The sequence below is a fragment of the Corynebacterium sp. HMSC055G02 genome, assembly GCF_001809065.1.
Classification (GTDB): Bacteria; Actinomycetota; Actinomycetes; order Mycobacteriales; family Mycobacteriaceae; genus Corynebacterium; species Corynebacterium jeikeium_D.
The window spans coordinates 1-25,098 of the sequence record NZ_KV795648.1 but is presented as its reverse complement, the minus strand read 5'-3'; the positions used below and the strand labels follow the sequence as shown (position 1 = coordinate 25,098).

At 60.4% G+C, this 25,098-nt stretch carries 19 protein-coding genes, 1 pseudogene and 1 riboswitch; of the genes and pseudogenes, 5 read left to right on the top strand and 15 right to left on the bottom strand.

Annotated elements, in window-relative coordinates; all coding sequences use genetic code 11:
• Nucleotides 1-66: 66 nt before the first annotated feature.
• The 14 genes and pseudogenes from panD to dacB form a co-directional block, all read right to left on the bottom strand.
• A complete protein-coding gene (gene panD, locus HMPREF2547_RS04635) occupies nucleotides 67-489 on the bottom strand; it encodes an aspartate 1-decarboxylase (RefSeq protein WP_016421480.1) in 423 nt (140 codons plus the stop codon).
• 314 nt (nucleotides 490-803) lie between these two features.
• Nucleotides 804-1,745, bottom strand: a pseudogene (gene panC, locus HMPREF2547_RS04630) (pantoate--beta-alanine ligase); the annotation flags it as partial.
• 97 nt (nucleotides 1,746-1,842) lie between these two features.
• Nucleotides 1,843-2,763 carry a Rossmann-like and DUF2520 domain-containing protein gene (locus tag HMPREF2547_RS04625; RefSeq protein ID WP_070429763.1) on the bottom strand — a complete coding sequence of 307 codons (921 nt, stop codon included), beginning with the start codon at nucleotides 2,761-2,763 and terminating at the stop codon, nucleotides 1,843-1,845.
• A gap of 64 nt (nucleotides 2,764-2,827) precedes the next feature.
• Nucleotides 2,828-4,099, bottom strand: a complete 1,272-nt coding sequence (locus HMPREF2547_RS04620; RefSeq protein ID WP_070604879.1) for a DUF6779 domain-containing protein — start codon at nucleotides 4,097-4,099, stop codon at nucleotides 2,828-2,830.
• Nucleotides 4,096-4,602, bottom strand: a complete 507-nt coding sequence (locus HMPREF2547_RS04615; protein ID WP_049190665.1) for a DUF3180 domain-containing protein — start codon at nucleotides 4,600-4,602, stop codon at nucleotides 4,096-4,098. Before HMPREF2547_RS04615 ends, HMPREF2547_RS04620 begins: the two co-directional genes overlap by 4 nt.
• Nucleotides 4,603-4,604: 2 nt before the next feature.
• Nucleotides 4,605-5,117, bottom strand: a complete 513-nt coding sequence (gene folK / locus HMPREF2547_RS04610) for a 2-amino-4-hydroxy-6-hydroxymethyldihydropteridine diphosphokinase (RefSeq protein WP_070604877.1) — start codon at nucleotides 5,115-5,117, stop codon at nucleotides 4,605-4,607.
• Nucleotides 5,114-5,518, bottom strand: coding sequence for a dihydroneopterin aldolase (gene folB, locus HMPREF2547_RS04605; protein ID WP_016421486.1), 405 nt, complete (start codon nucleotides 5,516-5,518; stop codon nucleotides 5,114-5,116). The genes folK and folB overlap by 4 nt, the downstream gene beginning before the upstream one ends.
• A 5-nt stretch (nucleotides 5,519-5,523) precedes the next feature.
• Nucleotides 5,524-6,465, bottom strand: a complete 942-nt coding sequence (gene folP, locus HMPREF2547_RS04600) for a dihydropteroate synthase (protein WP_070604874.1) — start codon at nucleotides 6,463-6,465, stop codon at nucleotides 5,524-5,526.
• An 86-nt stretch (nucleotides 6,466-6,551) separates the two neighbouring features.
• Complete coding sequence (folE, locus tag HMPREF2547_RS04595; protein WP_016421488.1) at nucleotides 6,552-7,127, bottom strand: GTP cyclohydrolase I FolE; 576 nt, start codon at nucleotides 7,125-7,127, stop codon at nucleotides 6,552-6,554.
• Nucleotides 7,128-7,136: 9 nt separating this feature from the next.
• Nucleotides 7,137-9,815, bottom strand: a complete 2,679-nt coding sequence (ftsH, locus tag HMPREF2547_RS04590) for an ATP-dependent zinc metalloprotease FtsH (protein ID WP_048731751.1) — start codon at nucleotides 9,813-9,815, stop codon at nucleotides 7,137-7,139.
• Between the two features lie 269 nt (nucleotides 9,816-10,084).
• Nucleotides 10,085-10,669, bottom strand: coding sequence for a hypoxanthine phosphoribosyltransferase (gene hpt, locus HMPREF2547_RS04585; protein WP_005510094.1), 585 nt, complete (start codon nucleotides 10,667-10,669; stop codon nucleotides 10,085-10,087).
• A gap of 121 nt (nucleotides 10,670-10,790) precedes the next feature.
• Nucleotides 10,791-11,864, bottom strand: coding sequence for a tRNA lysidine(34) synthetase TilS (gene tilS, locus HMPREF2547_RS04580; protein WP_224783774.1), 1,074 nt, complete (start codon nucleotides 11,862-11,864; stop codon nucleotides 10,791-10,793).
• Nucleotides 11,857-13,137: an amidase family protein gene (locus HMPREF2547_RS04575; RefSeq protein WP_070604873.1), complete on the bottom strand. Its 1,281-nt coding sequence runs from the start codon at nucleotides 13,135-13,137 to the stop codon at nucleotides 11,857-11,859. The genes tilS and HMPREF2547_RS04575 overlap by 8 nt, the downstream gene beginning before the upstream one ends.
• A 48-nt stretch (nucleotides 13,138-13,185) precedes the next feature.
• The gene (gene dacB / locus HMPREF2547_RS04570) at nucleotides 13,186-14,670 is read right to left on the bottom strand and encodes a D-alanyl-D-alanine carboxypeptidase/D-alanyl-D-alanine endopeptidase (RefSeq protein ID WP_246819625.1); all 1,485 of its coding nucleotides are present in this window, start codon (nucleotides 14,668-14,670) and stop codon (nucleotides 13,186-13,188) included.
• A 124-nt stretch (nucleotides 14,671-14,794) separates the two neighbouring features.
• Here dacB and HMPREF2547_RS04565 point away from each other — a divergent pair, with 124 nt between their 5' ends.
• The 4 genes from HMPREF2547_RS04565 (at nucleotide 14,795) to HMPREF2547_RS04550 (ending at nucleotide 20,737) form a co-directional block, all read left to right on the top strand.
• Complete coding sequence (locus tag HMPREF2547_RS04565) at nucleotides 14,795-15,268, top strand: inorganic diphosphatase (protein ID WP_049194061.1); 474 nt, start codon at nucleotides 14,795-14,797, stop codon at nucleotides 15,266-15,268.
• 153 nt (nucleotides 15,269-15,421) lie between these two features.
• The gene (locus HMPREF2547_RS04560) at nucleotides 15,422-15,718 is read left to right on the top strand and encodes a rhodanese-like domain-containing protein (protein ID WP_016421494.1); all 297 of its coding nucleotides are present in this window, start codon (nucleotides 15,422-15,424) and stop codon (nucleotides 15,716-15,718) included.
• 157 nt (nucleotides 15,719-15,875) lie between these two features.
• Complete coding sequence (locus HMPREF2547_RS04555; RefSeq protein WP_070604866.1) at nucleotides 15,876-16,694, top strand: MarR family winged helix-turn-helix transcriptional regulator; 819 nt, start codon at nucleotides 15,876-15,878, stop codon at nucleotides 16,692-16,694.
• Entirely contained in the window at nucleotides 16,691-20,737 is a 4,047-nt protein-coding gene (locus HMPREF2547_RS04550; protein WP_070604864.1) for a Pls/PosA family non-ribosomal peptide synthetase, read from the top strand. Before HMPREF2547_RS04555 ends, HMPREF2547_RS04550 begins: the two co-directional genes overlap by 4 nt.
• Nucleotides 20,738-21,022: 285 nt before the next feature.
• On the opposite strand, the gene metE is transcribed toward HMPREF2547_RS04550, so the two are convergent.
• A complete protein-coding gene (gene metE, locus HMPREF2547_RS04545) occupies nucleotides 21,023-23,332 on the bottom strand; it encodes a 5-methyltetrahydropteroyltriglutamate--homocysteine S-methyltransferase (RefSeq protein ID WP_070604861.1) in 2,310 nt (769 codons plus the stop codon).
• Nucleotides 23,333-23,370: 38 nt separating this feature from the next.
• Nucleotides 23,371-23,553: riboswitch (cobalamin riboswitch) on the bottom strand.
• Between the two features lie 209 nt (nucleotides 23,554-23,762).
• On the opposite strand from metE, the gene HMPREF2547_RS04540 reads away from it, so the two are divergent.
• Nucleotides 23,763-24,884, top strand: coding sequence for a Dyp-type peroxidase (locus tag HMPREF2547_RS04540; protein WP_070601059.1), 1,122 nt, complete (start codon nucleotides 23,763-23,765; stop codon nucleotides 24,882-24,884).
• Nucleotides 24,885-25,098: the final 214 nt, after the last annotated feature.

Sequence of the window (25,098 nt, the reverse complement as noted above, 5' to 3'; positions counted from 1 at the left end):
CGGTTCTCCGGCTCGACTCTTCTCTCCAACTACGCAGTCGAGCCCCAGCTCTGCGGGCTACGTGGACTAGCCCTGGTTCTCCGGGCTACGCGGATTCTTCAAATCAGAACCCTCCGGCACATCCGCCGGGTCATTGCCACTTTCCAGAATCTTGTTGTCCTCATCGACGAAGATGACATTCGGCTTGTACGTACGCGCCTCAGCGTCATCCATCATTCCGTAGCCGATGATAATAACCAGATCACCCGGCGATATCAGACGAGCGGCGGCACCATTGATAGAAATGATGCCCGAGCCGCGCTCTCCGGTAATGCAGTAAGTAGTAAGCCGGTTGCCATTATTGATATCGACGATGTCGACGGCTTCACCTTCAAGCAGGTCGGCCGCTTCCATCAAATCAGCGTCAATCGTGCACGATCCAACGTAGTGAAGATCAGCCTGAGTCACCGTGGCACGGTGAATCTTGGACTTCAACATAGTGCGAAACATGAAAAAGGTAGGTCCCTTCCTGGATTCGTCCCCTGGATGCTTGCCTACCGCGGCACCCCTTAGCGTGGCAGGTTGTTAGTCGGCACACTATAATACGACAACTTCCCAGCCACGAAAAACTACTTCGAAAAGCCGTCCTACTCGCTGTCCTGCTCAACGCCAAAGCCGGCGTTCTTCAGAGTTTCTCTGCTGGACTCATCTTTCAGACGAGCATCTCGAGCAGCACGAACCTTTTCCTGCAGCTCAGCCAACTCAGCGGCCTCTTCCTCAGTCAATTCGCCGTCCAGCCCCGCCGCCGACAGAGCCGCCGACGCAATTTCGGCGTCCTTCTGCCCGAGCTGCCCGAAACCGTTTGCCGAATCCGGGCGCGGCGCACCCAGAATCAAGCCAACATTATCAATGAGACGAGTAGTGCCGACCTTCGCAGCAACCAGCAGGCGAGCTTCAGTCTCCTGGCCGTCGCCGCGCAACGCCTCGTCGGAAAGCGGGGCGAGCGCAGCGTCACGCAGCTCCAAGTAATCCAACTCGACTTCAGGCTGGCTGGCGAGCACACCACGCGCGGTTTCCAGCACAGCATCCGCACCACGGTCCGCGACAAAAGCACCAGCAGTCAGCGCGGCGGACAGGGTTACTGCGAGATTGCGCTGCTCCTCGGACAGATAGCGGTTGCGGGAGCTCATAGCCAACCCGTCGGCCTCGCGAATCACCGGTACACCGTGCAACTGCACCGGCATATTCAGGTCAGTGACCATCTGCTGCATCAGGCACAGCTGCTGGTAGTCCTTCTCACCAAAAACGGCATCAGTGCAGTTGGTGATGTTGAAAAGCTTGTTGACCACCGTCAACGCACCGGCAAAGTGCCCCGGGCGAGTAGCACCTTCGAGCTCCGAAGCCAGCGGCCCCGGCTGCACGGTCGTGCGGAAACCGTTGGGGTACATCTCCTTCGCGTTCGGCGCAAAGACCAGCTCAGCACCGACAGCGCGGAGCTTCTCAACGTCTTCCTCCAGAGTCCGCGGGTAGGCGTCAAAGTCCTCCCCCTCACCGAACTGCAGCGGATTGACGAAAATCGACACCACCACAACAGCGCGCGGCAGCGTCTTCGCGGCCTGTACTAGTTCAAGGTGCCCCTGGTGTAGCGCACCCATCGTAGGTACGAGCACCACCGGCCGCCCGGTCTTCCGCAACGCACGGGTGACCTGCGCGATTCCCGCAATAGTCTTGTGAACAGTTGTCTCTCCGGCGGTATAACCCGTCATGTTTCCTCCGCGTTCAGATCTACCGGACCAAACTTTTCGCCCGACGGCAATACCTTACGCCACATCCCGGATGACCAGAACAGCCAGTCCGCTCAGCTCATCGGCGTAGGTACCGCAAAACCTCGTTGGCGCCGCGCAGCTCGGCGATGCGCTCGGCAAGAGCCAGGTAGGCGGTTCCCATTTCCGGTGCCACCGCTTCAATTTCACGTTCGTGCTTGACGACGGTCCCAAGGTCGTCCCGCGTCACCGGGCCAGTCAGCCCCCGGGAACCCCACCTCAAGGCATTGTCCAATGAAGCTTCCAGCAGTGGACGGAGCAGCTCGGCGGCCTGGCCTCGACGCAGCTCAGCTAGGTCGGTGTCTTCGGCTGCTGCGTCTCCGCCGATAGTGGTTGCCAGCATTTCTACTGCATCGACCACAACTGCGCCCAGACCGTTTGAGCCGTGGGCCATAGCCGCGTGATAAAGGCCGCGGTGACGTTCGTTGATGAACACCGGACGACCGCCGAGTTCACCAATGAGCAGTTCACTGACTGTTTTCGCGAGCTCATCCCCAACAGTGATACCCCATGGGCAACCGGTCAGGAGCTCGGAGTCGTCGTCAAGCCCTGCGAATGTCATTGCGGGATGGGCGGCGATGGTCAGCGCGCCGGTGAGTGCGACCGGATCGAGCACGGCACGCCCGAGGGAACCAGAAGTATGCATGACGATGCGTCCGGGGCCGACATGGCGGGCGACTTCCTCGGCGACCTCTGCGATGGCGCGATCCGGCACGGCGATAACGATGAGCTCGCAGGTGGAAGCTGTGTCGGCAATGCTACTAACCTGTGCGTTCGGGAGACGTAGATGCGCTCGTGTGACAGATTCTGGTGAGCGCGCGACCACGTGAGTGACACGATGCCCACAGTGCTCTAACGCCTGGCCGAGCGCGACCCCGACTTTTCCGGCAGAAATAATCCCCACCGCCAACCGCGGAGCGGTTGTCCGATGGGGATGGGAATCATGCTGGCTTTGCGTCATGACTGACTAGGTTAGACCAAACCAGCTATGTGCAGTGAGTAGGCCGCGCATACTCGGTAAGCGACTAGGCCTCTTCGTCCTCGCGCTGCTCCCTCTTCTTGCGCATCTGCGCCATCAGCTCGGCAACCGTCAGGCTGCCCTTGTTGTCCTCAGCACGGCGCCGACCGTGGCTTGCAGGCTCCTGCTCAGGAGCCTGAGCCGGTTTCTGAGCTGGCTCTTCTGCGAGGTCCTCATCGCGAATGGCCTGCAGCTGGCGAGTCGGAGAGTCCGAGGCATCGTCCGATTCCGGCGCAGCGAATGGGTGCCGTGCACCGTGTGCCTCGTGAGCACCGCCCTGAGAATCATCCTCTGCGGCGTCCTCGGCCGGGGTTTCCTGCCAGTTGATGGCGCGGAAAGAGTTAGTGGAGAACTTCTCCTTGGAAACGGCTTCGTCATCCTTGGAATCGGCGACTTCGTGGACGTCAACCGGCTGGCCAGACGGCGAGAATGTACGGCGCATGTCGGTAGCCTCGGCGTCTTCAACCGGCAAAGCGGAGGAAGCGGAGCCCGTGCCGCCGTGCTGGGTATGAACGCCAACAGTGCCGTTAGCGGTCATCTCAGCGCGGTGGGAAGTCGCGCGTGGTGTCGGCCGGTCGTGACCGGTCGGATCCTTCATCGGCGAGGCCTGCTGTGGCGAGTCGAGCTCACGCAGACGCTCGGCCTGGGCGCGAAGAGCAACCTGCTCGTCGTCGAAATCCTCCCCCATGAACTCAGCAAGCTGGGCACGCAGTGCAAAGACCTCAGCGCGCAGCGCCGCAATGTTGTCATCGTTGTTACCCTCAAGCGAGTCCAGGTAGTTCTGCTCGAGAATCAGCTCCTGCTCACGGTGAGTAGCCAGCTCGCGGTCAAGCTCCACCTTGTGCAGTTCCTCGATTGTCTCCAACCGCTTGCGCTCCAGCGCAATGGTCTTGCGGTATCGAGTCACCAGCACAGCCCCGATAACTGCCGACCACAACGCCAGCAGCACGGCAACCTTCATCCACCCGGCAGAGGAGGCAAAGAGCATGACGATACTGGCAATCACCGCGAGCATCAGCAGCACAACCATGAGAATGACGGCGGTTTTCTCCGTCATACCATCGGTAGAACTGAATTTCGTCACATCATTGCTCTGCTCATCTGCATATGCCGCATCAGCCCCGGAGTTAGCCCCAGCGGAGTAGCTTTCGAAAGCCGAAGAAGGCGACGGAGACGGAGACTCGGCCATATCCGACGAAGTAGCTGCCGCGTCGCCCTGAAAATATGCGGCATCACCCGAGCGCTTCGGGTCATTACCGGCGTTGGAGAGGTCAGTCATAACTCCCACCCTACCGAGTTAGTTCCCATTTCCCCGCTAGGAGGCGAAGAATTTTCGCCATCAGTTGGCAATTGGCAAACTTTTTCCAGCCACAGCCCCGCCGCAGCGAGCAAAATGCCGGATACTGTGCCGACAATCATGATCGGCCCGTCGGCCTGTGCAGCCGCAAGCTCCGTCCACTTCGGCAAAGCCCACAGCACGCCACCGGCGTACAAACCTCCGAGAATCGCCCCCAACCATGCGGATGCCGTACCGACCACCAGCCATCGCGACAACGTTAACGGCTGCACCTGGCTGCGATCCTGCCCGACCTTCCCCTCTTTCAGCACCGACTTAATCCACCGCGCTGCCGCCACACAGACAGCTGTGAGCAACCAGGGAAACCCCAGGTCCCACCAACTTCGTGGCCCGAGCGCACCGAAAAACTGTGCCACGATCATCCATGACGCCAGTGCGAGAACCAGCGCAGATGCAGCCAACGTAATCGGTGAGGTCGGTTTCATCTCTAGGCCTCTTCTCCATCCGCGCTGTCTGCTAGACGCACTGCGTTTACGTCTTCAGGTGCCAGCTTATCGACGAGTGCCGCGACCCGAACTCCCCCCAATTCGGCATCCGGGTCGGCATCGAGCCACGGCACCAGTACAAAGGCACGCTCGGTTGCCCACGGATGCGGCAGGGTCAGAGTCGAATCGTCAGAGATGATCTCCTCGCCGGTGTCCTTGTCGATGACCTGCACAATGTCCACGTCGAGCGCCCGTGGTCCCCAGTGAATTTCGCGCACTCGACCAGCGTCATTTTCCAGTTTCCAACCAGCTTCCAGCAGCTCCATTGGTGTCCGGGACGTATCGACAATGAGCACGGCATTGAGGAAGTCACCCTGCTCTACCCCACCCCAAGGTGGGGTGGCATAAATTTTTGAGGCTGCGACCAATTCATCGGCGAAGAAGGCCTGCACACCAGTTAGGTTTTCTCGCGCGCGGTCCATGTTCGCGCCGATAGAAACAACTGCGCGAATCATGCCAACCGCTTCTTCCGCGAACGGCGGGCTGTTACCGCAGCGTCATCAAAGTCGAGCGGAATGGGCGCATGCGGTTTGTGAATGGTTACTTCCACCGCATGTAACAGTGGGGACAATCCGCGTTCGGCGCGGCCATCGTCGTCGGCAAGCACTGCTTCGGCAATCTCGGTCGCGACGGTTTCGATGAGGTTGCGCGGAGTGCCGGTCAAAATTCCGTGCGCTGTGGCTGCGATGTCGGCGTAGTTGACGGTGTCGTCCAGCTCGTCGCTGGCAGCGGCACCGGAGAAATCCAGCCACAGGGTGACATCACAGATGAAGTCCTGGCCATCGCGGCGCTCGAAGTCGAGACAGCCGTGGTAGCCGCGGGCTTTCAGACCTTTGAGTTCAATGCGATCAGCCACTGTTTCTACTCGTCTCCTTCCAGAGCCGCCTCGGCTGGCGATTCAGCAGGAGACTCATCGTGCTGTGCAGCGCGGTTAGAGCCACCTTCCGGATAGTCGCCGGCCGCGGTGTAACCGGTCAGTGAGCGGCCAAGGTTCCATGCCTGCGCCACCCGCACTGCGTCGAGGTTGTCGGCCACATTGTGAACTCGAACCGCCCATGCGCCCGCCGCTGCGGACAGCGCGGAAATTGCGGTAGTCGCGGCATCAGCCTGCTTTGGCGCGCGAGCCTCACTGCCGACGGCGGCGGCGAAACGCTTGCGGGAAGCACCGACCAACAGGGGGAAACCGAGGTCAATAAGCTCCGGCAGGCCGTGGAGGAGCGCCCAATTGTCATCGGCGTTTTTGGCAAAGCCCAGGCCTGGATCCAGGACAATATTTTCCTCGACGATGCCGGCGCCCATGGCACCGTCGACAAGCTGAAGCAGGTGCTCACGGACATCGGCGACAATGCCGTCCGGGTGAGTTTCGGCGCGTCCAGAAGCGGAGCCGAAGCGATCGGTCTTCCAGTGCATCAGGCAGATGGGCACATCGGCATCGGCGCAGACTGCGTACATGTTGGGGTCTGCGAGACCGCCGGAGACATCGTTGATGAACACCGCGCCCTCGGCGATTGCTGCCTCTGCGACACTTGCGCGCATAGTATCGACGCTGATCAGGTGCCCGTCTGCCGCGAGCTCACGGACCACCGGCACGACTCGGGCAATTTCCTCATCCTCGGAAACGCGGTGTGCGCCGGGGCGAGTGGACTCGCCACCGATGTCGAGAATATGTGCGCCTTCAGCGAGCAGCTCGTGCGCATGGGCAATCGCCGCGTCGAAGGTCTTGTACAGGCCGCCATCGGAAAAGCTGTCCTCGGTGACGTTGACAATGCCCATCACTTTGCAGAGCTGATTCTCGATACCCATCTCCGCCGGCTGTCCTGCCTGCGCTTGCAAGGGGGATTCAGTCACCTTGTTGTCCAGCCTTTCCAATCGACCATTTAACTGTTGCGTTAGCTCTTGCGGATGAGCGCCATTGCCTCTGCGCGCGAACGGGCATCCGTCTTGAAGCCACCGCGGACGGCTGAGGTCACCGTGCGCGCACCCGGTTTGCGGATACCGCGCATGGCCATGCAGAGATGCTCCGCTTCAATGACGACGATCGCCGAGGCCGGATCCAGCCGCTCCACCAAGGCATCCGCAACCTGACTGGTCAGACGTTCCTGCACCTGCGGGCGCTTCGCATAGCCATCGACCAGACGAGCGAGCTTGGACAAGCCCGTCACACGACCGTCCTTGCCCGGGATGTAACCAATGTGGGCAACGCCGAAGAACGGCACCAAATGGTGCTCACAGGTGGAGTAAATCGGGATGTCCTTCACCAAAACGAGTTCTTGATGATCCTCGTTGAAGGTCTTTGCCAGCACCTCAGACGGATCTTCAAACAGGCCCGCGAAAACCTCACGGTAGGCTCGCGCCACTCGCGCCGGTGTCTCCTTCAGGCCTTCCCTGTCGGGATCCTCACCGACGGCAATCAACAGTTCACGAACCGCAGCCTCGGCCCGCCCCTGATCGAATTCGCGCTCCATGATGTGTACTTATCGCTCCTCGTTGGTGTCCGGCTTGTCCTGCCAGGCGCTGTTGTCTTCGTTTCGCTTGACGACGCCGTCCTTATCCGAATCGTGCATCTGTGCCCCCTTGTCATCGGAATTGTCGGCGTTCTTCGGGTTTTCCGGACGTTCTGTGTGTTCCGGCTGCTCGTTATCCGGCAGGCGGAATCCGCGCAGCTCCTGCTGTTGTCCTGCCGACGGCATCACCGTAGTCGGGGTGGCATCGCTGCCAGAGTTGTCCTGGCGGTGACGTCCGCCCTGCCTGTCCCACGGCATCTTCGGAGGGGCAGGGATATTCGCGGGGCCGTTGCCACCGTTACTACCCGTACCGGTTGCCTTCGAGCCGAAGTCCGGCGCACCTGCCGGGTAGTTAGCAGTGCCCGGGTGCTGGCCACGCGCGTTGCCCTGGCCTTCCTGCGAACCCGGCTGGTTCTGCCCATCAGGGCGAGGAGTCGGCGCAGGCGCCGGTGCCGGTGCGGGAGCCGAACTGTGCGTGCTGCCGGTATCCTTCGGCGGCCAACCTGGAGCGGTCCAACCAGCCGGCGGTGGGGTGCCACCGTAAACCGGAACATTCGGTCGGTCCTGCTGGGCGCCCGGCAAACCCGGGACACTAGCATTACCGGCACCAGCGGAGCCTGCCGGCCCCTGACCATTGCCGTTGTTGCCCGCGTCCTGGTTCTCCGGTTCGCGGCGGCGCACCGGCGCGAAGATGTTGACACGCTTCGGCGGTTCCTCGCCGCGCTCGATTGCCAACTCCACCGGTGTCTTCACCGGCTCGCGGCCATCGGCCGGGTGCTTAGTGTCGCTATCGAAGAAGTTCAGGCGCTCACGGGGAACGACATCGGTGAAGATAACTTCCAGATCCGGACGACGCAGAGTCTCCTTCTCCAGCAGTTTCTCAGCCAGAACATCGAGAGTGTCGCGGTTTTCCTTCAAGATGGCGTAGGCCTCGTCATGAGCCTTATTGATCAGCAAACGAACCTGCTGATCAATGGTTGCTGCCACCTCCGGAGAGTAGTCCAAAGAGCCGCTGCCACCGCGGCCGACGAACGGGTCGCCCTGCTCCTCCCCGTACTTCACCGGGCCGAGCTCCGGCGACATGCCGTACTCGGTCACCATGGCGCGAGCAATCTTGGTGGCCTGCTCGATATCGGCAGAAGCACCGGTAGTCGGCAATCCGAACACCAGCTCCTCGGCAGCGCGACCACCCATGGCGAAGACCAGACGGGCAAAGAGCTCTGGCAGGTTATACATGCCCTTGTCGTCCTCGGGGACGGTCAGCGCATGTCCACCAGTGCGACCGCGAGCCAAGATGGTGACCTTGTAAACACGCTCAATGTCCTTCAGCGCCCACGCAGCCAGGGTGTGGCCACCCTCGTGGTAGGCGGTGACCTTCTTCTCCTGCTCGGAAATCACCTTGGAGGTACGGCGCGGACCGCCGATAACTCGGTCGACTGCCTCTTCCAACGCATCCGCAGTAATGATGTTGCCGTTGACGCGAGCAGTCAGCAGCGCAGCTTCATTCAGCACGTTCTGCAGATCAGCACCGCTCATACCGGCGGTGCGCTTCGCCAGCGACGTCAGATCCGCATCCGGCCCAAGCGGCTTGTTCCGGGCGTGGACCTTCAGAATTGCCTCGCGGCCCTTCAGGTCTGGTGCGCCCACCGGAATCTGTCGGTCAAAACGGCCCGGACGCAGCAGCGCCGGGTCGAGAATATCCGGACGGTTGGTCGCAGCCATGATGATCACACCCTGACGATCACCAAAACCATCCATCTCCACCAGCAGCTGGTTCAGGGTTTGCTCACGCTCATCATGGCCGCCGCCCATACCGGCACCACGCTGGCGACCGACGGCGTCAATCTCGTCGATGAAGATAATGCACGGGCTGTTTTCCTTGGCCTGATTAAACAGGTCACGGACACGAGAGGCACCGACACCGACGAACATTTCAACGAAGTCCGAACCCGAGATGGTGTAGAAAGGCACTCCTGCCTCACCAGCGACGGCGCGGGCCAGCAAGGTCTTACCGGTACCGGGAGGACCGTAGAGCAGAACACCACGCGGAATCTTCGCGCCGAGCTCTTCGTAGCGAGCTGGGTGCTGCAGGAAATCCCTAATCTCGTCGAGCTCCTGGACGGCCTCATCGGCACCAGCAACATCCTCGAACGTATTGGTCGGGGTCTCCTTGTTCAGCAGCTTGGCGCGGTTGCCACCAAAGCCGAACATGCCGTTCTTGCCGCCTTGCATGCGGCTGAAGAAGTACATGATGACGAAGAAGAAGATCACCATCGGCAGCAGGAAGCCCAAGGTGGACATCAGGAAGGAATCCTGCGTGACCTTGGTATCGAACTTCTCCATACCCTTGGCGGCGGTGACCTTGTCAAAGACTTGGTCGGTCGCACGCGCTGGGTACTTGGTCATCACCTTCGTGACGTCCTCAGTACCTTCGACCTCCACGCCCTTCTTCAGGGTGAGGCGAATTCGCTGTTCACGATCGTCAATCTGAGCTTCCGTGACATTGCCCTTATCCAACTGGGTCAGGGCAACGGACGTATCCACCTCGCGGTATTCCCGGGAATCATCCGCCAGCTGAGTAATAGCAAAGAGGATAATCAGGATGATGCCGGCAACGGTGGCAAACCGGAACACCTTTTTCTTGTCCATACAGTGGGTTCGCTTTTCGCTCTCTACATCTATTAGTTGCTTTTATTAATTGTACGCATCAACGAGTTCTTCTCGAAGACACATCAATGACACAACGTGGGGCCAGGGCTCATGGCACCTGACCCCACAGTAGGCATAACGCATCGCAACCGAAAAAAGTTTCCAACTCCTACTTTTCACAGCTAGAAGACAGCTAGAACTGCGGGAGGGTAAGCGCGCAATGCCCGTCGTCAAGCATCGGCACTGTGCAATAAGCGCCGAAGACAGACCTAGCCCTGGTAAACGCGCGGGTGAAGCGTGCCGACGTACGGCAAATCGCGGTAGCGCTCGGCGTAATCCAGGCCGTAACCGATGACGAACTCGTTCGGAATGTCGAAGCCAACATCCGCAACATCCAGGCTGGTGCGCACAGCCTCTGGCTTACGCAACAGCGTAATGACCTCCAGGGAGCGCGGATTACGGTTGCGCAGGTTCTTCATCAACCAGGACAGGGTCAGGCCGGAGTCAATGATGTCCTCGACAATCACGACATCGCGTCCCTCAATATCGCGATCCAGGTCCTTCAAAATACGCACCACGCCTGACGACGAGGTGGAGTTTCCGTAACTGGAAACCGCCATGAACTCCATCTGGCTGGGAATGCTGAGCTGACGAGCAAAGTCAGTCAGGAAGAACACCGCACCCTTGAGCACTGCGACCAGAATCAGATCGCTGTCGGCATCCTTGTACTTCTCATTCACACGATGCGCCATCTCGGCAATGCGAGCATGCAGCTCCTCTTCGCCAATGAGAACTGCCTCTACCTCATCGCCGTAGGGGTTTGCGGGGACGTTGAAATCCTTCACATCATGCATCGCATTTCCTTTCCGCACTTCTATGGCGGCGTGTCGATGGAGCGTAACTGCCCCAGTGCAAGTTCAGGGTTATGGCAACCGATTGTTCTCAGCCGCCGGAAGTTGGATTGCGGCACCCTTCTTAAGGCACCGCGGGACGATTCATTACCAATTGTAGAGTGCCATCTTTTCGCTCAACGACCAACCTGGCATTTCTGTCAGCACCATCGCGACCGCGGGTCACCGGCACTTCGCCCTGGCCGTGATAGCGGTGCACGAGCGCCATCACCATGTCGATCTGTTTACTGCTGGGCTCCGCACCCGCCTGCCGCAACCAACGTGCGAGGACACGCACCGCGATGGCGTCGTCAAGCTCAGCCACCCCTCGCACAGACAGGCTCCCGCTTGCCGACGCCTCTTCCTCCCCCAGCAGCGCATGCAGAGCCGAATCGGCGTGAGCGTCCAAAAAGTCATTGTCGACTGCTGCAATCGCCGCAGTCTTAGCGAGATTTTCCGCAACTCCCGGACCCAGCTCCTGCTCCAGCAGCGGCAAAATCGTCTTTCGAACCCGGACGCGGGCGTAATGGTCGTCATGGTTGTGCGGGTCGTGCCACACCTTCAAGCCCAGCTCTTCGCAGCAGAGCTGAGTATCTGAGCGTCGCACACCGAGCAGCGGGCGCAGAATCCGAGTCCCGTCAGACCACGTGAGGTTGTCGCGGATGGCGGACAGCGCTTGCGGACCGCCTCCCCTGGCCAGCCGCAGCAAAACTGTTTCCGCCTGGTCGTCCAAGGTGTGGGCGAGCATCAGCGCCGCACCTCGAGATTGGGCGACCTCCCGTAGCACTGCGTGTCGTGCCAAACGCGCCTCATATTCGGGACCACGGTCGGAATTGTTGTTGATATCGACCGCGATAACCTCGGCCGTAGCCCCCATCCCCCGAGCAATGTGGGCGGCGCGCTCGGCAACTTTTGCAGAGCCCTGCTGAAGCTGATGATTAACTACGACGGCGTGGACTTTGCGGCCGGCCAGCGCACCCTTGGGCCCGAGAGCTTCCGCACAGGCCCCGGCGGTCAGGGCCAGCGAATCCGCACCACCGGAAAGCCCAATGACGACACCGCTGCCCAATTCCTGCCCCACCTGCTGCACTATCGCGCGGACAGCTTGCCGAATGATGAGGAAATGAGGGCTGCGGTCCGGCCAAAAAGGTCTAGCCAACGCGCCCACCACTTGCGATGGTTTCCATCGCGGTAAGCAGAATTCGCTCCTGGGTCGGGCGCGCAATCAGTTGCACCGGCAACCCAGAGGTCGGTTCCACAACGATGCCAGCCGGGAATCCCAGGTAATTCCACGTCGAGACGTAGGGAGTGAAACGCAGATTGGACAGCAGGTTCACAATCCAGGGCATGCGATGCCACGCGCGGATTCGCGGTGGGTTCTTGGCCAGAGCCGGGGTAATCAAGATGGTGTCACCCGGTAGCTCACGCTCGATGCGAGCGCCATCGCGTGCCACTTGGCGGCCATTGATTGTGAAACGCAGCAAGCGACCAATGCCGGCGTGGACTCGATTGCGCCACTCCAGGTGATCAGGGCGCGGCTCGTCGCGAAGCTGATCCGCCACCCCCGCAGTCCAGCGCGCGAGCATCGGCAGTGGGTTCAGCGGGTACGGCATGTTCTTTTCCGAGACGGCAAAGCCCTTGTCCGCGAATACTCTCGCCGCCTGTTGCGCCGCATCGACGTACTCCGGTGCAGCCTTCAAACCGAATACGGGCGCAGTGGTGTCCACGCTGACGGCGAAGTTTTCAGGCAGGGTCTTCGCCGGATTCTCCGCATCCACCATGCCATTTGTGAGGATCTTGGTAATCAGGCGCAAGTCCTCGTTGTTGACTGTGAGCACCCCTTGGACAGACATTCCGTACCAGTCATTGCCGCCCACGCGCCCCGGCATTGTTCCCGGGGTCGCCTTCAGGGTCGAAAGCCCGCAGCACGCTGCAGGGATACGCAGTGACCCCATGCCGTCGTTGCCCTGCGCAAACGGAACCATCCCAGCGGCGACAGCCGCTGCGGATCCGCCGGAGGACCCACCCGGAGTGTGCCCCGGCAGAATCGGATTGTCGACGGCCAGCCCCGGCAGCGTCGTCGTCCCCCACGTACAGAACTGCGGATTCACCGTAGTTCCCACCGCGATTGCACCGGCACTAGTCAACTGCTGGACAAACGGGTTCTCTAGAGCGGTGTTTTCCTTCAGCGCAAATGGCACACCTGCAAGCGGCAACTCCGAGAGTTTCTCGCTTTGCTCGAGTTCCCGCGCAGCCTGCAGAGCCCTATCCACCCACACTTCACGGAAGGCATGAATCCCTCCATCCAGTCTGGCGATAGCGTCGAGACTGCGCTGCACGCTGTCCACCGGGCTTAGCTTTCCCTCGCGGACCTGTGCGGCAATCTCGTGAACGGTTGGCAAGTTCCTAATCGCGGAAGTGTGAGAGGCCATTGCGGATTCATCTCCTCAAATTATTTTCAGTGGTAAATGAATCTCAGTTTAGATATCTGCCAGTGCGCTCGCTGCTTTATCCGCCGCAGCTCTTGCTGGCAACAGGCTCGCTTCATTGGAAATAAATGCGAACGTCAGCACCTGCCCCGACTTCGTCACCACATACCCCGCCAGCGCCGAGGCTTTATTCAGCGTGCCTGTCTTCGCACGGACGATGCCCGCCCCGGACTGACCAGCAAAGCGCGTCGCCAGAGTGCCGGACACTGCCGCCACCGGCAGGCTGTCCAACAGTGGGCGCAACCGCAACGCAGTGCTTTCCGACGACTCCTGCGACTCCGCCAGTCCTCCCTGCTCAGCCGATTCCACCGGCCCCGCGGCCGAATTGAGCACCTCGGAGAGATGCTGCGGAGAAATACGGTTATCCGTGCTCAGGCCGCTGGAGTCCGACAGCACCGCGCCATCGAGAGGAAAACCGTGCTCCGCGAGAGTGTCACGCACGGCACGTGCGGCCCCCTCAAAGGTCGGCGGCAGACCGCGAGAGATAGCCACCTCACGGGCAATGGACTCTGCGAGCACGTTGTCGCTGTAAATCATCATCTCGTGCACACGGGTAACTAGCGGAGCCGACTGCACGAGCGCAACAATGTCTGGGTCCAGAGGTAGTGACTGACCATCCTTGGCTGCATCCCTCAGGCTGCCTCCGTTTTCCGCACCAAGCGCCTTGGCCAGCGCATCAGCTGCATCCGCAGCGGGCGTGGCGCTGCGCTGCGATTCTTCATTCGTCGGATCGATACGACCGGCATCCATCATCACCGACTCCACCGGTGCGATGTAGCCGTCCTCCAACCCCTCGCGCTCCCAGGTCTCGTGGAAACTCTCGGTGAATAGAGAGTTGTCGAGATAAACCTTGCCGACCCCCTCCGGAATGACCACGGAAATCTTTTTCGCCAACTCAGCGATTGAAGCCGAGTCCTGGAAGAACCCTTCCCCGTCCTTGCTTAAGGTAGGGTCGCCCCCGCCGTGCAAAACGATGTCATTAGTCCCCGTAACCCGGGAGACGCGGGTGGAAACCCGATGATCTTCACCTAAGTCCAACAGTGCGGCAGACGCGGTGAGAATCTTCATGCTGGACGCCGGCAAGGCCACCGCGGTGTCATTGATCCCCCACAGTTTCTGGCCGGTCGAAGCATCGCTGACAATTCCATGCAGCTCACCGAAGGCTGGATCAGCCGCAGCAGCGTCCATGATGGCGCTGACTTTTTGGGCCAGAGTGCCGTCGTCAAGCGAAGACTGCGCAGCCGTCACGGGAACAGAAGCTTGACTGACGGCGGGCGGCGCATCGACCACAATCTGACGATTGTTATTGACGACAACCGCTACGCCGCTGCCCGCTGCGATAACGAGAACACCGGCGATGGCACCGCCGATTTTCAGTCCGCGCGATTTCTTGGATGTGCCGGATTTTACGGAACTGGGCGATTTTTGCGTGCCCTTAGCGGCGGTTTTGGAGCTGTCAGAGTCGGTACTACCCACGGTCACAAACACCTTCTTCCTGGAAACAAAACCTCACTTAAGGTGCACAAATAAACGATTTTGAGCGGGTTTCGCATAAGATAGCCGTCAGAGAAGTGTACACCGATTATAAGGAGTCATCACCGTGAGCGTTGAGGTCACTATTGAGATCCCGAAGGGTCAGCGCAACAAGTACGAAGTCGACCACGAGACCGGCAAGGTCTACCTCGACCGCTACCTGTTCACCCCAATGGCCTACCCGGCCGACTACGGCTTCATCGATGAAACCCTCGGCGAAGATGGCGATCCGTTGGACGCTCTCGTGATTCTGCCGGAGCCGGTTTTCCCGGGCGTTATTGTCAAGGCTCGTCCGCTCGGCGTTTTCAAGATGACCGACGAGGCCGGCGGCGACGACAAGCTGCTGTGCGTCCTGGATGATGTCCGCTTCGACCACTACCAGGACATCGATGATGTTTCCCAGTTCACCAAGGACGAGATTGAGCACTTCTTCGTCCACTACAAGGACCTGGAGCCGGGCAAGGAAGTTTCCGGTTCGGGCTGGGGCGACAAGGCTGAGGCTGAGCGCATCCTGACTGAGGCTATCGAGCGCCACAAGTAAGAGCCACAAGTAAGAATTGCGCTAGCCAACCTCCCTTCCTGGGGCTCGCACCTTTGACGCAGTTCCTGTGATTCAGCGCTACGGCCGTCGGAGTTTTCCTCCGGCGGCCTTTGTGCTTCCGGCGATAAGGCCAGATTGCGTATAGTGCGCACTATGGAAACCGTAAACGTATCTGAAGTACCCGAAGACGCACAGATCATTGATGTCCGCTCACAGATGGAGTGGGATGACGGCCACGCCACCGGCGCCGTTCACATCCCCATGGAAGAGATTCCGTCCCGCTACGGCGAGCTAGATTTGGATTCCGACATTTACCTGATGTGCCGCTCCGGTGGACGTGCCGCTCAGGTTTCTTCCTGGTTGGAGAAGAACGGTATCGACACCATCGTCATCACCGGCGGCATGATCGACTGGGAGCACTTCGGCCGCCCAATGGAGAAGGCCAACTAAATCAACTACAACTGCCCTGCCTACCTGCAGGGCAGTTTTTCTTTTATCTACCCACCCCAAAGCACCGACCTTCTAACAATCCGCAGGCAAACAGGGACATTATTAGTTGGCCATGTCCCATTATTGATGGTTCCCCAGATTGTCTAGTATGGGAAGTATGTCTGATTCATCCGTACTTTCCTCGGCGGACTCAGCCGACACCAGCGGTGGTGTGGCACCCGACGTAGACGCGAAGGTGCCTGCTGTCGACGCACAGAGCAGCACCAAGGCGAAGAAGGCTCGCAAGGGAGCGAAAGCGAAAAACAAGGCCAGCGCTAAGTCCAAGTGCAAGCCCGGCTCCGCAAGCGAACTCGCCGTCACACCGGCCGCCCTGCGCAAATCCGCGTCCTGGTGCCTGGCACAGCTCGATGCGGCTGTCCGCGCCAGTGTCAACGCGGCTCTGGGCCGCACTCAGATTGAGTCGATTTCCATCCGCGGGTATTGGGTTCTGGAGGCTATCGCCGATGGCGGCGACATGGCTCAAACCGAGCTGAGCGCGCTGCTCGGCATGGACCGCTCTGACATGGTTCGCCTGATTGACTCTCTGGAGTCGGCAAATCTAGTCGAACGCACCCGAGACTCCAAGGATCGACGCCGCCAGCTCATCGCGCTGACAGAAACGGGCAACACCACCCGCGCATCTCTGCGACGCTCACTCCGCAGAGCCGAACGCGCCGCCGTCGCCGAATGCGCACCCGAGGTACGCGCGCTGCTTGCATCGCTTGCCGACGACTCCGCTGCAAGCCCCGAAACCGATGCCGGCGCGAAGAACCCCGAGACCACTACCCCAGAGGTCACGGCCACTGAGACAGACACCAAGGACATGGCGGAGAATAAGACGCAGGCGACGTCGTCAAGCGATGCCCCGCGTCCTAAACGTAAGAAGTCGAAGAAGAAAAAGCGCAAGAAGAAGAATAAGAAGGGGGCTCTCAAGTGACAACCACTGAAGCGAAGTTCCTACGCGCTACGGAACAGCCGCTTGAGCGCACACTCATTGACATTGTCCGGGCGACCGCGCGAAGGTTCCCCGAGGCTGAGGCCATCGATGACGGCGAGGTTGTCGTCACGTATGCGGAGTTGATCAACGAGATTGATTCCACAGCTACGTGGCTCTACGAACAGGGCATCCGTCGCGGCGACCGCATTGGTGTGCGGATGCCGTCGGGAAGCCGCGAGCTCTACCTGGCAATCTTGTCCATCATGGCCGCCGGAGCCGCCTACGTTCCGGTGGATGCGGATGACCCCGACGAGCGTGCAGAAATGGTCTTCGGCGAGGCCGGTATCGCCGGTTACTTCGATGCTGAAGGCCTGCATTTGGCTGGCTCCACGGCACGTAATCGCCCCCGCCCGCTGGACTCCGATGCCGACTCCGACGAGGAAGAGACGGAACCGACACCGCCGAGCGCACGCGAGATCATCTCGCAGGAGCCCACTCCGGACGACGACTGCTGGATTATTTTCACCTCTGGCTCCACCGGCAAGCCCAAGGGCGTGGCGGTCACCCACCGCAGCGCCGCCGCTTTTGTCGATGCGGAGGCCCGCTGGTTCTTGGCGAACCACCCGGAAGGACCGCTCGGCCCGGATGACCGCGTTCTCGCCGGCTTGTCCGTCGCCTTCGACGCCTCCTGTGAGGAAATGTGGCTGGCCTGGCGAAATGGAGCTTGCCTGGTGCCAGCCCCGCGTTCACTGGTGCGCTCCGGCGTGGACCTGGGGCCATGGTTGATTTCCCGCCACATCACCGCTGTTTCCACGGTGCCGACACTGGCCGGCCTGTGGCCTGCCGAGGCGCTCGACAGCGTGCGCCTGCTCATCGTTGGCGGCGAGGCCTGCCCGCAAGAGCTGGTCGAGCGTCTGTCCACCCCAGAGCGCGAAATGTGGAACACCTACGGCCCCACCGAGGCCACCGTCGTGGCCTCCGGCATCGAGCTGAAGCCCGGCAAGCCCGTAACCATCGGTTTTCCTCTGGACGGCTGGGACCTCACCGTCATCGACGAAGAGGGCAACCCCGTCCCACCGGGCACCAAGGGCGAGCTGGTCATCGGCGGCGTGGGACTCGCACGCTATCTGGATCCGGAGAAGGACGCCGAGAAGTACGCACCGCTGCCAGCCCTCGGCTGGGAGCGTGCGTATCGCACCGGCGACCACGTCATCATGGACGAGGCCGGACTGTACTTCACCGGCCGCGTCGACGATCAGGTGAAAATCGGCGGTCGGCGAATTGAGCTCGGCGAGGTCGAGGCGCACCTGGCTGCCCTCCCCGGCGCTACTCAGGCGACTGTCGTGGTGCAGAAGACCGGTGCTGGCGATTCCATCCTGGTCGGCTACGTCGGCGCCGGTGGCGACGCCGCAGCCATGGACTATGACAAGTGCATGGACACTCTCCGCGATGCCATGCCAGCCGCGATGGTGCCACGCCTGCACATCATGGATGAGCTGCCGGTTCGTACCTCCGGCAAGGTCGACAAGGCGGCGTTGCCGTGGCCCCTGCCTGCGCGTGCGGGTGAGGGCGCCGTCGACAAGCTGAGCCCTGTGGAGAAGTGGCTGTCCGACATCTGGGCGGACGTGCTGTCCGTACCTGCGCCCGGCGCGGCCTCGGACTTCTTCGCCCTGGGCGGCACGTCCTTGGCGGCGGCGAGCGTCATTGCGCGCATTCGCCAGCGCGCCCCACAGGTCGCCGTGCGCGATCTCTACGACCACCCGCGCCTGGGAAATCTCGCTGAAGAGCTGGTCGCGCGCGGTTTCATCAGCGACGACATGCTTGCCGACGACACCAGCGACCCCACCGCTCACCTGGAAAAGGTGCCCGAGCCGACGCCTGTCTCCCGTAAGACCCGTTGGGCCCAGGTGGGCCTCATGGTGCCATTGCAGTGGGCACGTGGCATGCGCTGGGTAACGTGGCTTGCGATTATCAACTGGGTTATCGGCGGACCGCTGGCGCTACCAGGCTGGTTGGTGGCCGTACTGGCCGTGCTGTTCCTGACCCCGCTGGGGGTCATGCCCATCAACGCGGCGACGACACGCCTGCTCACGCGCAACATCACCGCGGGTGATTACCCGCGTGGCGGTTCGGTACACCTGCGGCTATGGGCGGCCGAACGCCTGGCGGAGAGCTCTGGCGCCCACTCTGTGGCGGGCGCTCCGTTCGTGCTGTGGTACGCCCGCATGCTGGGTGCCCGCATTGGTAAGGGTGTGAATCTGCACGCGCTGCCGCCGGTGACGGGTCTGGTCAAACTGGATGATTACTGCTCGATCGAGCCGGAGGTAGACCTGTCCGGATACTGGGTCGATGGCGATGTCGTCCACGTCGGCGAGGTCACTATTGGCAAGCACGCCCGCATCGGTGCCCGTTCAACGCTGCTGCCCGGCGCGCGTATTGGCAATGACGCTCACATCGAGGCGGGTTCCACCGTCACCGGCGAGAAGAAGGTCAAGGCTGGCGCGCGCTGGTCGGGTTCCCCGGCTCGCAAGGTCGGTCGGTCCAAGCACCGCTTCCCGGAGGAAGTTCCGCCGGCTCGCCGCCACTGGGTGGCTATCTACGGTCTCACCGCTGTCTTGCTGACATTGGTGCCGCTGTCCGCTGCGGTCGCGATGGCTGCTGTCATCGGTTGGGGCACGGGGCTTATCGACGGCACCACCGAGCTAGCCACCTCGAATCTCTGGTCAACGCTGGGCAGTGCCGTGCTGTGGACTATTCCCGCCACCTTCGTCGGTGTTGCGGTGTATGCCCTGCTGACGCTGATTCTCGTGCGCCTGTTCAGCATCGGTCTGAAGCCGGGAGTGTTCCCGGTGCGTTCGCGCGTGGGTTGGCAGTCCTGGGCGACAATTCGCCTGATGGACGCTGCCCGTCACGACCTATTTTTCATCTACGCCTCCATGCTGACGCCGCTGTGGCTGCGTGCACTGGGCGCCCAAATTGGTCACGACAGCGAAGTCTCCACCGCGATCGGTATTCCGAAGTTCTTGCACGTCAAGGACGAGTCCTTCTTGGCTGACGACACCATGGTCGGCAGCTACGAGCTCGGCGGTGGTTGGCTGCTGGTGGGCGACTCCCGCATCGGCAAGCGCGCCTTCCTGGGCAACTCCGGCATCACGCTTCCGGAACGCAAGCTGGCGAAGAACTCGCTGGTGGCCGTGCTGTCCTCTACCCCGAAGAAGACCAAGTCCGGCTCCAACTGGTGGGGTTCGCCGCCAGAGCGCATGCGCCGCGTGGGCACCGTCTCCAGCGATGAGTCAGCGCAGACCTACCGTCCGACTACGGGATTGAAGGTCGCCCGCGGCATTGTCGAAACGCTGCGCATCCTGGCGCCGATGGTCTCTCTCATGCTGGCAACAATCACGTTGTTGAGTCTGCAGGGAATTGGCATGTTCACCGCGGAGTTGGTCACTGCAGGTGGCGTCAACGCTGCCCTGCTCGGCCTGGTGGTCGCGTGGCTGCTCTCCCCTGCCGTGCTGCTGATTGTTGGTGTGCTGGGGCTGTTGGTCACGGTCGTGGCCAAGTGGGTGTGCGTCGGCAAGCACAAGCCCGGTGATCACCCATTGTGGAGCAAGTTCGTCTGGCTCAACGAGCTGCAGGATGCATTCGTCGAAATGGTCGCCGCGCCGTGGTACCTGAACCCGGCGATGGCCACCGGCGGTATCGCACGCGCGATGCGTCTGCTCGGCGCAAACGTCGGCCACGGCGTGTGGCTGGAGACGTACTGGCTGCCCGAGACCGACCTGGTCACCATCGCGCGGGGTGCCTCTGTCGGCCGCGGTTGTGTCGTTCAGACGCACCTGTTCACCGACCGTGTGATGACGCTCGACACCGTCCACATCGGACACGGCTCCGTGCTGGGACCGCACTCAGTCGCACTGCCGGCATCTGTGCTTGACGACGGCTGCCGCGTCGAACCCGGTTCTCTCGTCATGCGCGGTGACCATGTTCCTGCGCACACCTCCTGGCGAGGTAACCCAATTGAGCCAGTGGTGGCCAAGAAGTAGCCCGGATTGAGTGGGGGGCTTAGGTAGGAGCCTGGTAGGCACAACGGGCTGCAAATGTGAAACTGTGAGAGTTTATGACACTTTCAAGCCATTTTTCGGACAATTTTTGCTATAAACGCGGTCAGTAACTCCATTGGCCCGCTGCCAGCCATAACCGAGGTCACTAACTCGCATTGGGGCTAAGTAGGGCTAAGTAGCAAAAGGTGCCCACCCGGCGACACGCCGAGCGGACACACTTTTTGCTACTTAACCCACTATTTATTTTGCGGCTATGCAGTTCGCGACTTACTCTGCTAGCTGCAACCGAGCCTGCTGAGCTGCGGCTACCAATACTTTCAGTGAAGCCGTAACCTCTTCCCAACCTCGGGTCTTTAGACCACAGTCCGGATTAATCCACAGCAGGTTGGGGTCAACGCTTTCAAGCGCATCTTCCACGAGCTGGTTGACTTCTCCGTCCGTCGGCACGCGAGGCGAGTGGATGTCCCAGACACCTGGACCAATCCCGCGAACGTATCCCTCATCTTTCAGCGCTGCGAGCACCTGCATACCGTTGCGAGCTGCTTCGATGGACGTGACATCGGCGTTGAGATCATCGACGGTGTCGATAAGCTCATTGAAGTCCGAGTAGCACATATGCGTGTGAATCTGAATGTCGTCAGCCACACCAGAGGTAGCCAGACGGAAGGAACCTACGGCCCACTTCAGGTAGGCGGGCTGGTCCGCTTCATTCAGGGGCAGCAACTCGCGAATGGCTGGCTCATCGACCTGCACGATTTGCGCTCCAGCGGCCACGAGATCTGCAATCTCATCGCGCAAAACCAGCGCAACGTTATCCGCAGTGTCACCGATGGGCTGGTCATCACGGACAAACGACCATGCCAACATGGTCACCGGCCCGGTGAGCATTCCCTTGACGGGAAGGTCAGTCATGTTTGCCGCTGCCTTGTACCACTGCACCGTCATTGGCTCTGGCCTGGTGATATCACCGTAGAGAATCGGCGGCCGCACGCAGCGGGAACCATAGCTTTGGACCCAGCCATTGGCGGTCGCGAGGTAGCCGTCCAGCTGCTCCGAGAAGTACTGCACCATGTCATTGCGCTCAGGTTCGCCGTGAACGAGCACATCGAGTCCCAATTCTTCCTGCTGCTCAATGGAGCATCGAATTTCAGCGAGCATTGCTGATTCGTAGTCGACTGGGGTGAGCTCTCCCGCGCGCAACTGCGCACGTGCACGACGAATGCTATTGGTCTGCGGGAAGGAACCGATTGTGGTGGTCGGCAGCGGAGGCAGGTTAAGGGCCTCAGCCTGAGCCGCCTGGCGAGCTGCAAACGAGGAACGAGTCCGGTCGCTCTCCTCGATTGCTGCCAAAGCTTCACGAACTTCAGGCTTAACAATCCGCTTCGATTCTGCCCTTGATGCCAGTGCTGCCCGGGACTCCCTCAACGCCTTCAAATCCGCGGCATCGAGTTGGCGGTCATTCAACCTGGCATCAAGCGCCCTCGCCAAGAGGGTCACCTCGCCGATTTTCTCATCCCCGAAGGCCAGCCACTGCAGCACCTCGGCATCTTCTTCGCTCGGGTTTTCCGAGGCCAGGGAGTACGGGACGTGTAGCAGCGAACAGCTAGTCGACACCGCGATGGGGCCTCGGACTGCCAGCTTCTCCAGCGTCGCCAGGGCTGCATCCAAGTCGGTGCGCCACACATTACGCCCATCAACAATGCCAGCAACCAGCAGTTCCTTGCCGGTCCAATGCGGCAACTCAAAGCTACCTGCTACCAGGTCGCAACCAATGGCCTGCACGCCTGTGCCAGAAAGGGTTTCCAGCGCCTGATCACCATCACCAAAGTAGGTCTGCACCCACAACTTGGTATTCGCAGACTCCGCCACGCCGGCCAACTTCTCGTAGGCCTGGCGAATCCTAGCAAGAGTCACTTCATCGAGGTCAGTGACCAATACTGGCTCATCGAGCTGAATCCACTCAAAGCCCTTATCCCCCAGTTGAGCGATGATTTCCGCGTACGCATCGGTCAACTTTTCCAAAAGGCCAAGTGGGTTCGAATCATCGTCGGTACGCGACAGGCTCAAGTAGGTCACAGGACCAATCAAATGAGGGCGCAGCATGGTGGTGGCGCCATTGTTCAAGCTGCAGGAATCGTCCAACCAGTCAGTGAGGTCAGAGGTAAATTCAGTATCGGCTGACAGCTCCGGAACAATGTAGTGGTAATTAGTGTCGAACCACTTGGTCATTGCGGATGCCGGTTGCGTCTTCGTACCGCGAGCGGCGGCGAAGTAGTGGTTGATCCATTCCGGTAGGTTGGAACCGTCCGTTTTCGGGACATTCTGGAAGCGGGCTGGAAGCACTCCGAGCAGCGCCGATGTATCCAGCATGGAGTCGTAGAACGAGCGCCCAATTGTCGGAACCGAGTCGATTCCTGCCTTCAGCGCTGCGCCAATGTAGCTATTGACAGTGTTGCGCGCCGTAGCGGCCAGCAGGCCGCCGGTCGCCGGGTCGCGCCAGTAGTTTTCCAGAGCTCTTTTGAGCTCACGATTACGCCCTATCCGCGGAATGCCCGCGAGGGTTGCGTGAATTGCCATGATCTCGTGATTTCCTCGTCAGTCGTGATCAGCATCGGATATGAAATTGCACAACCGGCAGGCATTCGGACTTGTCATCACTGCAAGATTGGTTATCAACGCGTCGGATAAACCAAAGCTCTGGCAGTGATGCTTACCGTTGCGGGACAGTTCCGGACTTGCACCGGGATTCCCCTGCATAACTCGAAGGTCTTATGCGCGCTAGGCTCAAAACACACCTTGCGCGGAAAACGTGCGATATGCAGCACTTTCCTTAATGAACACCTTCGAGGCGGCTGTGGATGTGAAGTATATCGCAATATACAAATATCTCATTCACTTAGCCCCCTCCCCGAGCCTTTGCTTTGATGCTCTCCTGCTGGGGCCAAAGTGATTAAGCTCGTAGTCATAAAAGCTATTTATCCCACCTCTTTTCAAGGAGTGACCTCGAGTGACACAGGCTTCCGAAATTACTCTGAGGGGCGCCAAGATTCCGTTCGATGGCCCGGTCCAGTCAGGCGTTGAACAGCCCGGTCAGGCACATCTTCGCCTTGTCGCATTCGATTTGAAGGACAGCGTCGACGCAGTAGATTTGAGGGAACTGTTCTCCTCGCTTACCGACGTTGCCCGCCACCTCACCCAAGGCCAGGACATCGAGGGGTATCTGGAACCGGAAATGGTCGCAGCCACTGCAAACCTGACTATCACAGCCGGTTTCGGTGAGCGCATCTTCGACGTCCTCGGCAAACCAGAGCGCAAGCCGGCTGGTCTGCACGATATCCCGTCATTCCAACATGACATGCTCCGCCCTGAGTGGGGTCAGTCTGACTTCGCCCTGCAGTTGTGCGGTGATGACCTCGTCACCATTACGGCCGCGTCCCGTCTACTGGAAAAGAAAGCGGCTCCGTGGGCTCGCGTGAAGTGGTTCCAGAAAGGCTTCTCCTACGCCTGGGGTTCGCAACCACACGGCGCTACTCCCCGCAATCCGCTGGGTCAGCTTGACGGCACCGTCAACCCGTCCACTCCAGATGAATGGTCCGAACAGGTGTGGATCGACTCCAAGGACAAGGCGATTAACAACTCCTGCGTGATGGTTGTTCGCCGTATTGCGCTCGACTTGAACAATTGGGAGGAGCTCAGCACCGACGAACGCTCCATCGTTATCGGTCGTGACTTCCACACCGGCGCTCCTCTTTCCGGCGGTAACGACGAGTTCGATGAAGAGGACATGGACGCCGTCGATGACCAGGGCGAGTACCTCATCCACCGCCAGTCTCACTTGGCACTGTCCCGTGAGCAGGATGGCCAGCCTGACGACGCCCTGCGTCGCCGCGCCTATGCATACGAAGACCAGCCCGGTGAGCCGGCCTTCCCGTTCGAAGGACCGAACGTTGGCCTGGTCTGGGTTGCATTCCAGAAGAACCCGGACAACCAATTCAGTGCAATCCAGGCCCGTTTGGATCGCGGCGATTTGCTCAATGAGTGGAACCGTCACATCGGCTCCGCTGTGTATTGGATCGCCCCTGGCACTACCCCGGATTCCTACTGGGGTCAGGAGCTGATTGAGGGGTAGAGGCTGCAAGCTGGCTGCGAAAAACTGACTTGGCGGGCTAAGGCCTGACGGACTAAAAAGCTGACGGGCTGCAAATGTGAAACTGACCTAGTTTATGACACTTTCGGGCCAATTTTCTGGCCGTTTTTGACATAAACTCAGTCACTAACTTGCACTGGCCCGCCGTCGTCAGCCGTAAGGGGGGTTAAGTGACAAAAAGTGTGTCCGCTCGGTG

Excerpts from the sequence above, each read along its gene's own strand:
- metE (WP_070604861.1), bottom strand. The coding sequence starts at position 23,332 with ATGGCAATTCACGCAACCCTCGCGGGCATTCCGCGGATAGGGCGTAAT.
- HMPREF2547_RS04575 (WP_070604873.1), bottom strand. The coding sequence starts at position 13,137 with ATGGCCTCTCACACTTCCGCGATTAGGAACTTGCCAACCGTTCACGAG.
- HMPREF2547_RS04625 (WP_070429763.1), bottom strand. The coding sequence starts at position 2,763 with ATGACGCAAAGCCAGCATGATTCCCATCCCCATCGGACAACCGCTCCG.
- HMPREF2547_RS04620 (WP_070604879.1), bottom strand. The coding sequence starts at position 4,099 with ATGACTGACCTCTCCAACGCCGGTAATGACCCGAAGCGCTCGGGTGAT.
- HMPREF2547_RS04555 (WP_070604866.1), top strand. The coding sequence starts at position 15,876 with ATGTCTGATTCATCCGTACTTTCCTCGGCGGACTCAGCCGACACCAGC.
- folK (WP_070604877.1), bottom strand. The coding sequence starts at position 5,117 with ATGATTCGCGCAGTTGTTTCTATCGGCGCGAACATGGACCGCGCGCGA.
- folE (WP_016421488.1), bottom strand. The coding sequence starts at position 7,127 with ATGGAGCGCGAATTCGATCAGGGGCGGGCCGAGGCTGCGGTTCGTGAA.
- hpt (WP_005510094.1), bottom strand. The coding sequence starts at position 10,669 with ATGCATGATGTGAAGGATTTCAACGTCCCCGCAAACCCCTACGGCGAT.
- panD (WP_016421480.1), bottom strand. The coding sequence starts at position 489 with ATGTTTCGCACTATGTTGAAGTCCAAGATTCACCGTGCCACGGTGACT.
- folP (WP_070604874.1), bottom strand. The coding sequence starts at position 6,465 with ATGGGTATCGAGAATCAGCTCTGCAAAGTGATGGGCATTGTCAACGTC.
- ftsH (WP_048731751.1), bottom strand. The coding sequence starts at position 9,815 with ATGGACAAGAAAAAGGTGTTCCGGTTTGCCACCGTTGCCGGCATCATC.
- HMPREF2547_RS04615 (WP_049190665.1), bottom strand. The coding sequence starts at position 4,602 with ATGAAACCGACCTCACCGATTACGTTGGCTGCATCTGCGCTGGTTCTC.
- HMPREF2547_RS04560 (WP_016421494.1), top strand. The coding sequence starts at position 15,422 with ATGGAAACCGTAAACGTATCTGAAGTACCCGAAGACGCACAGATCATT.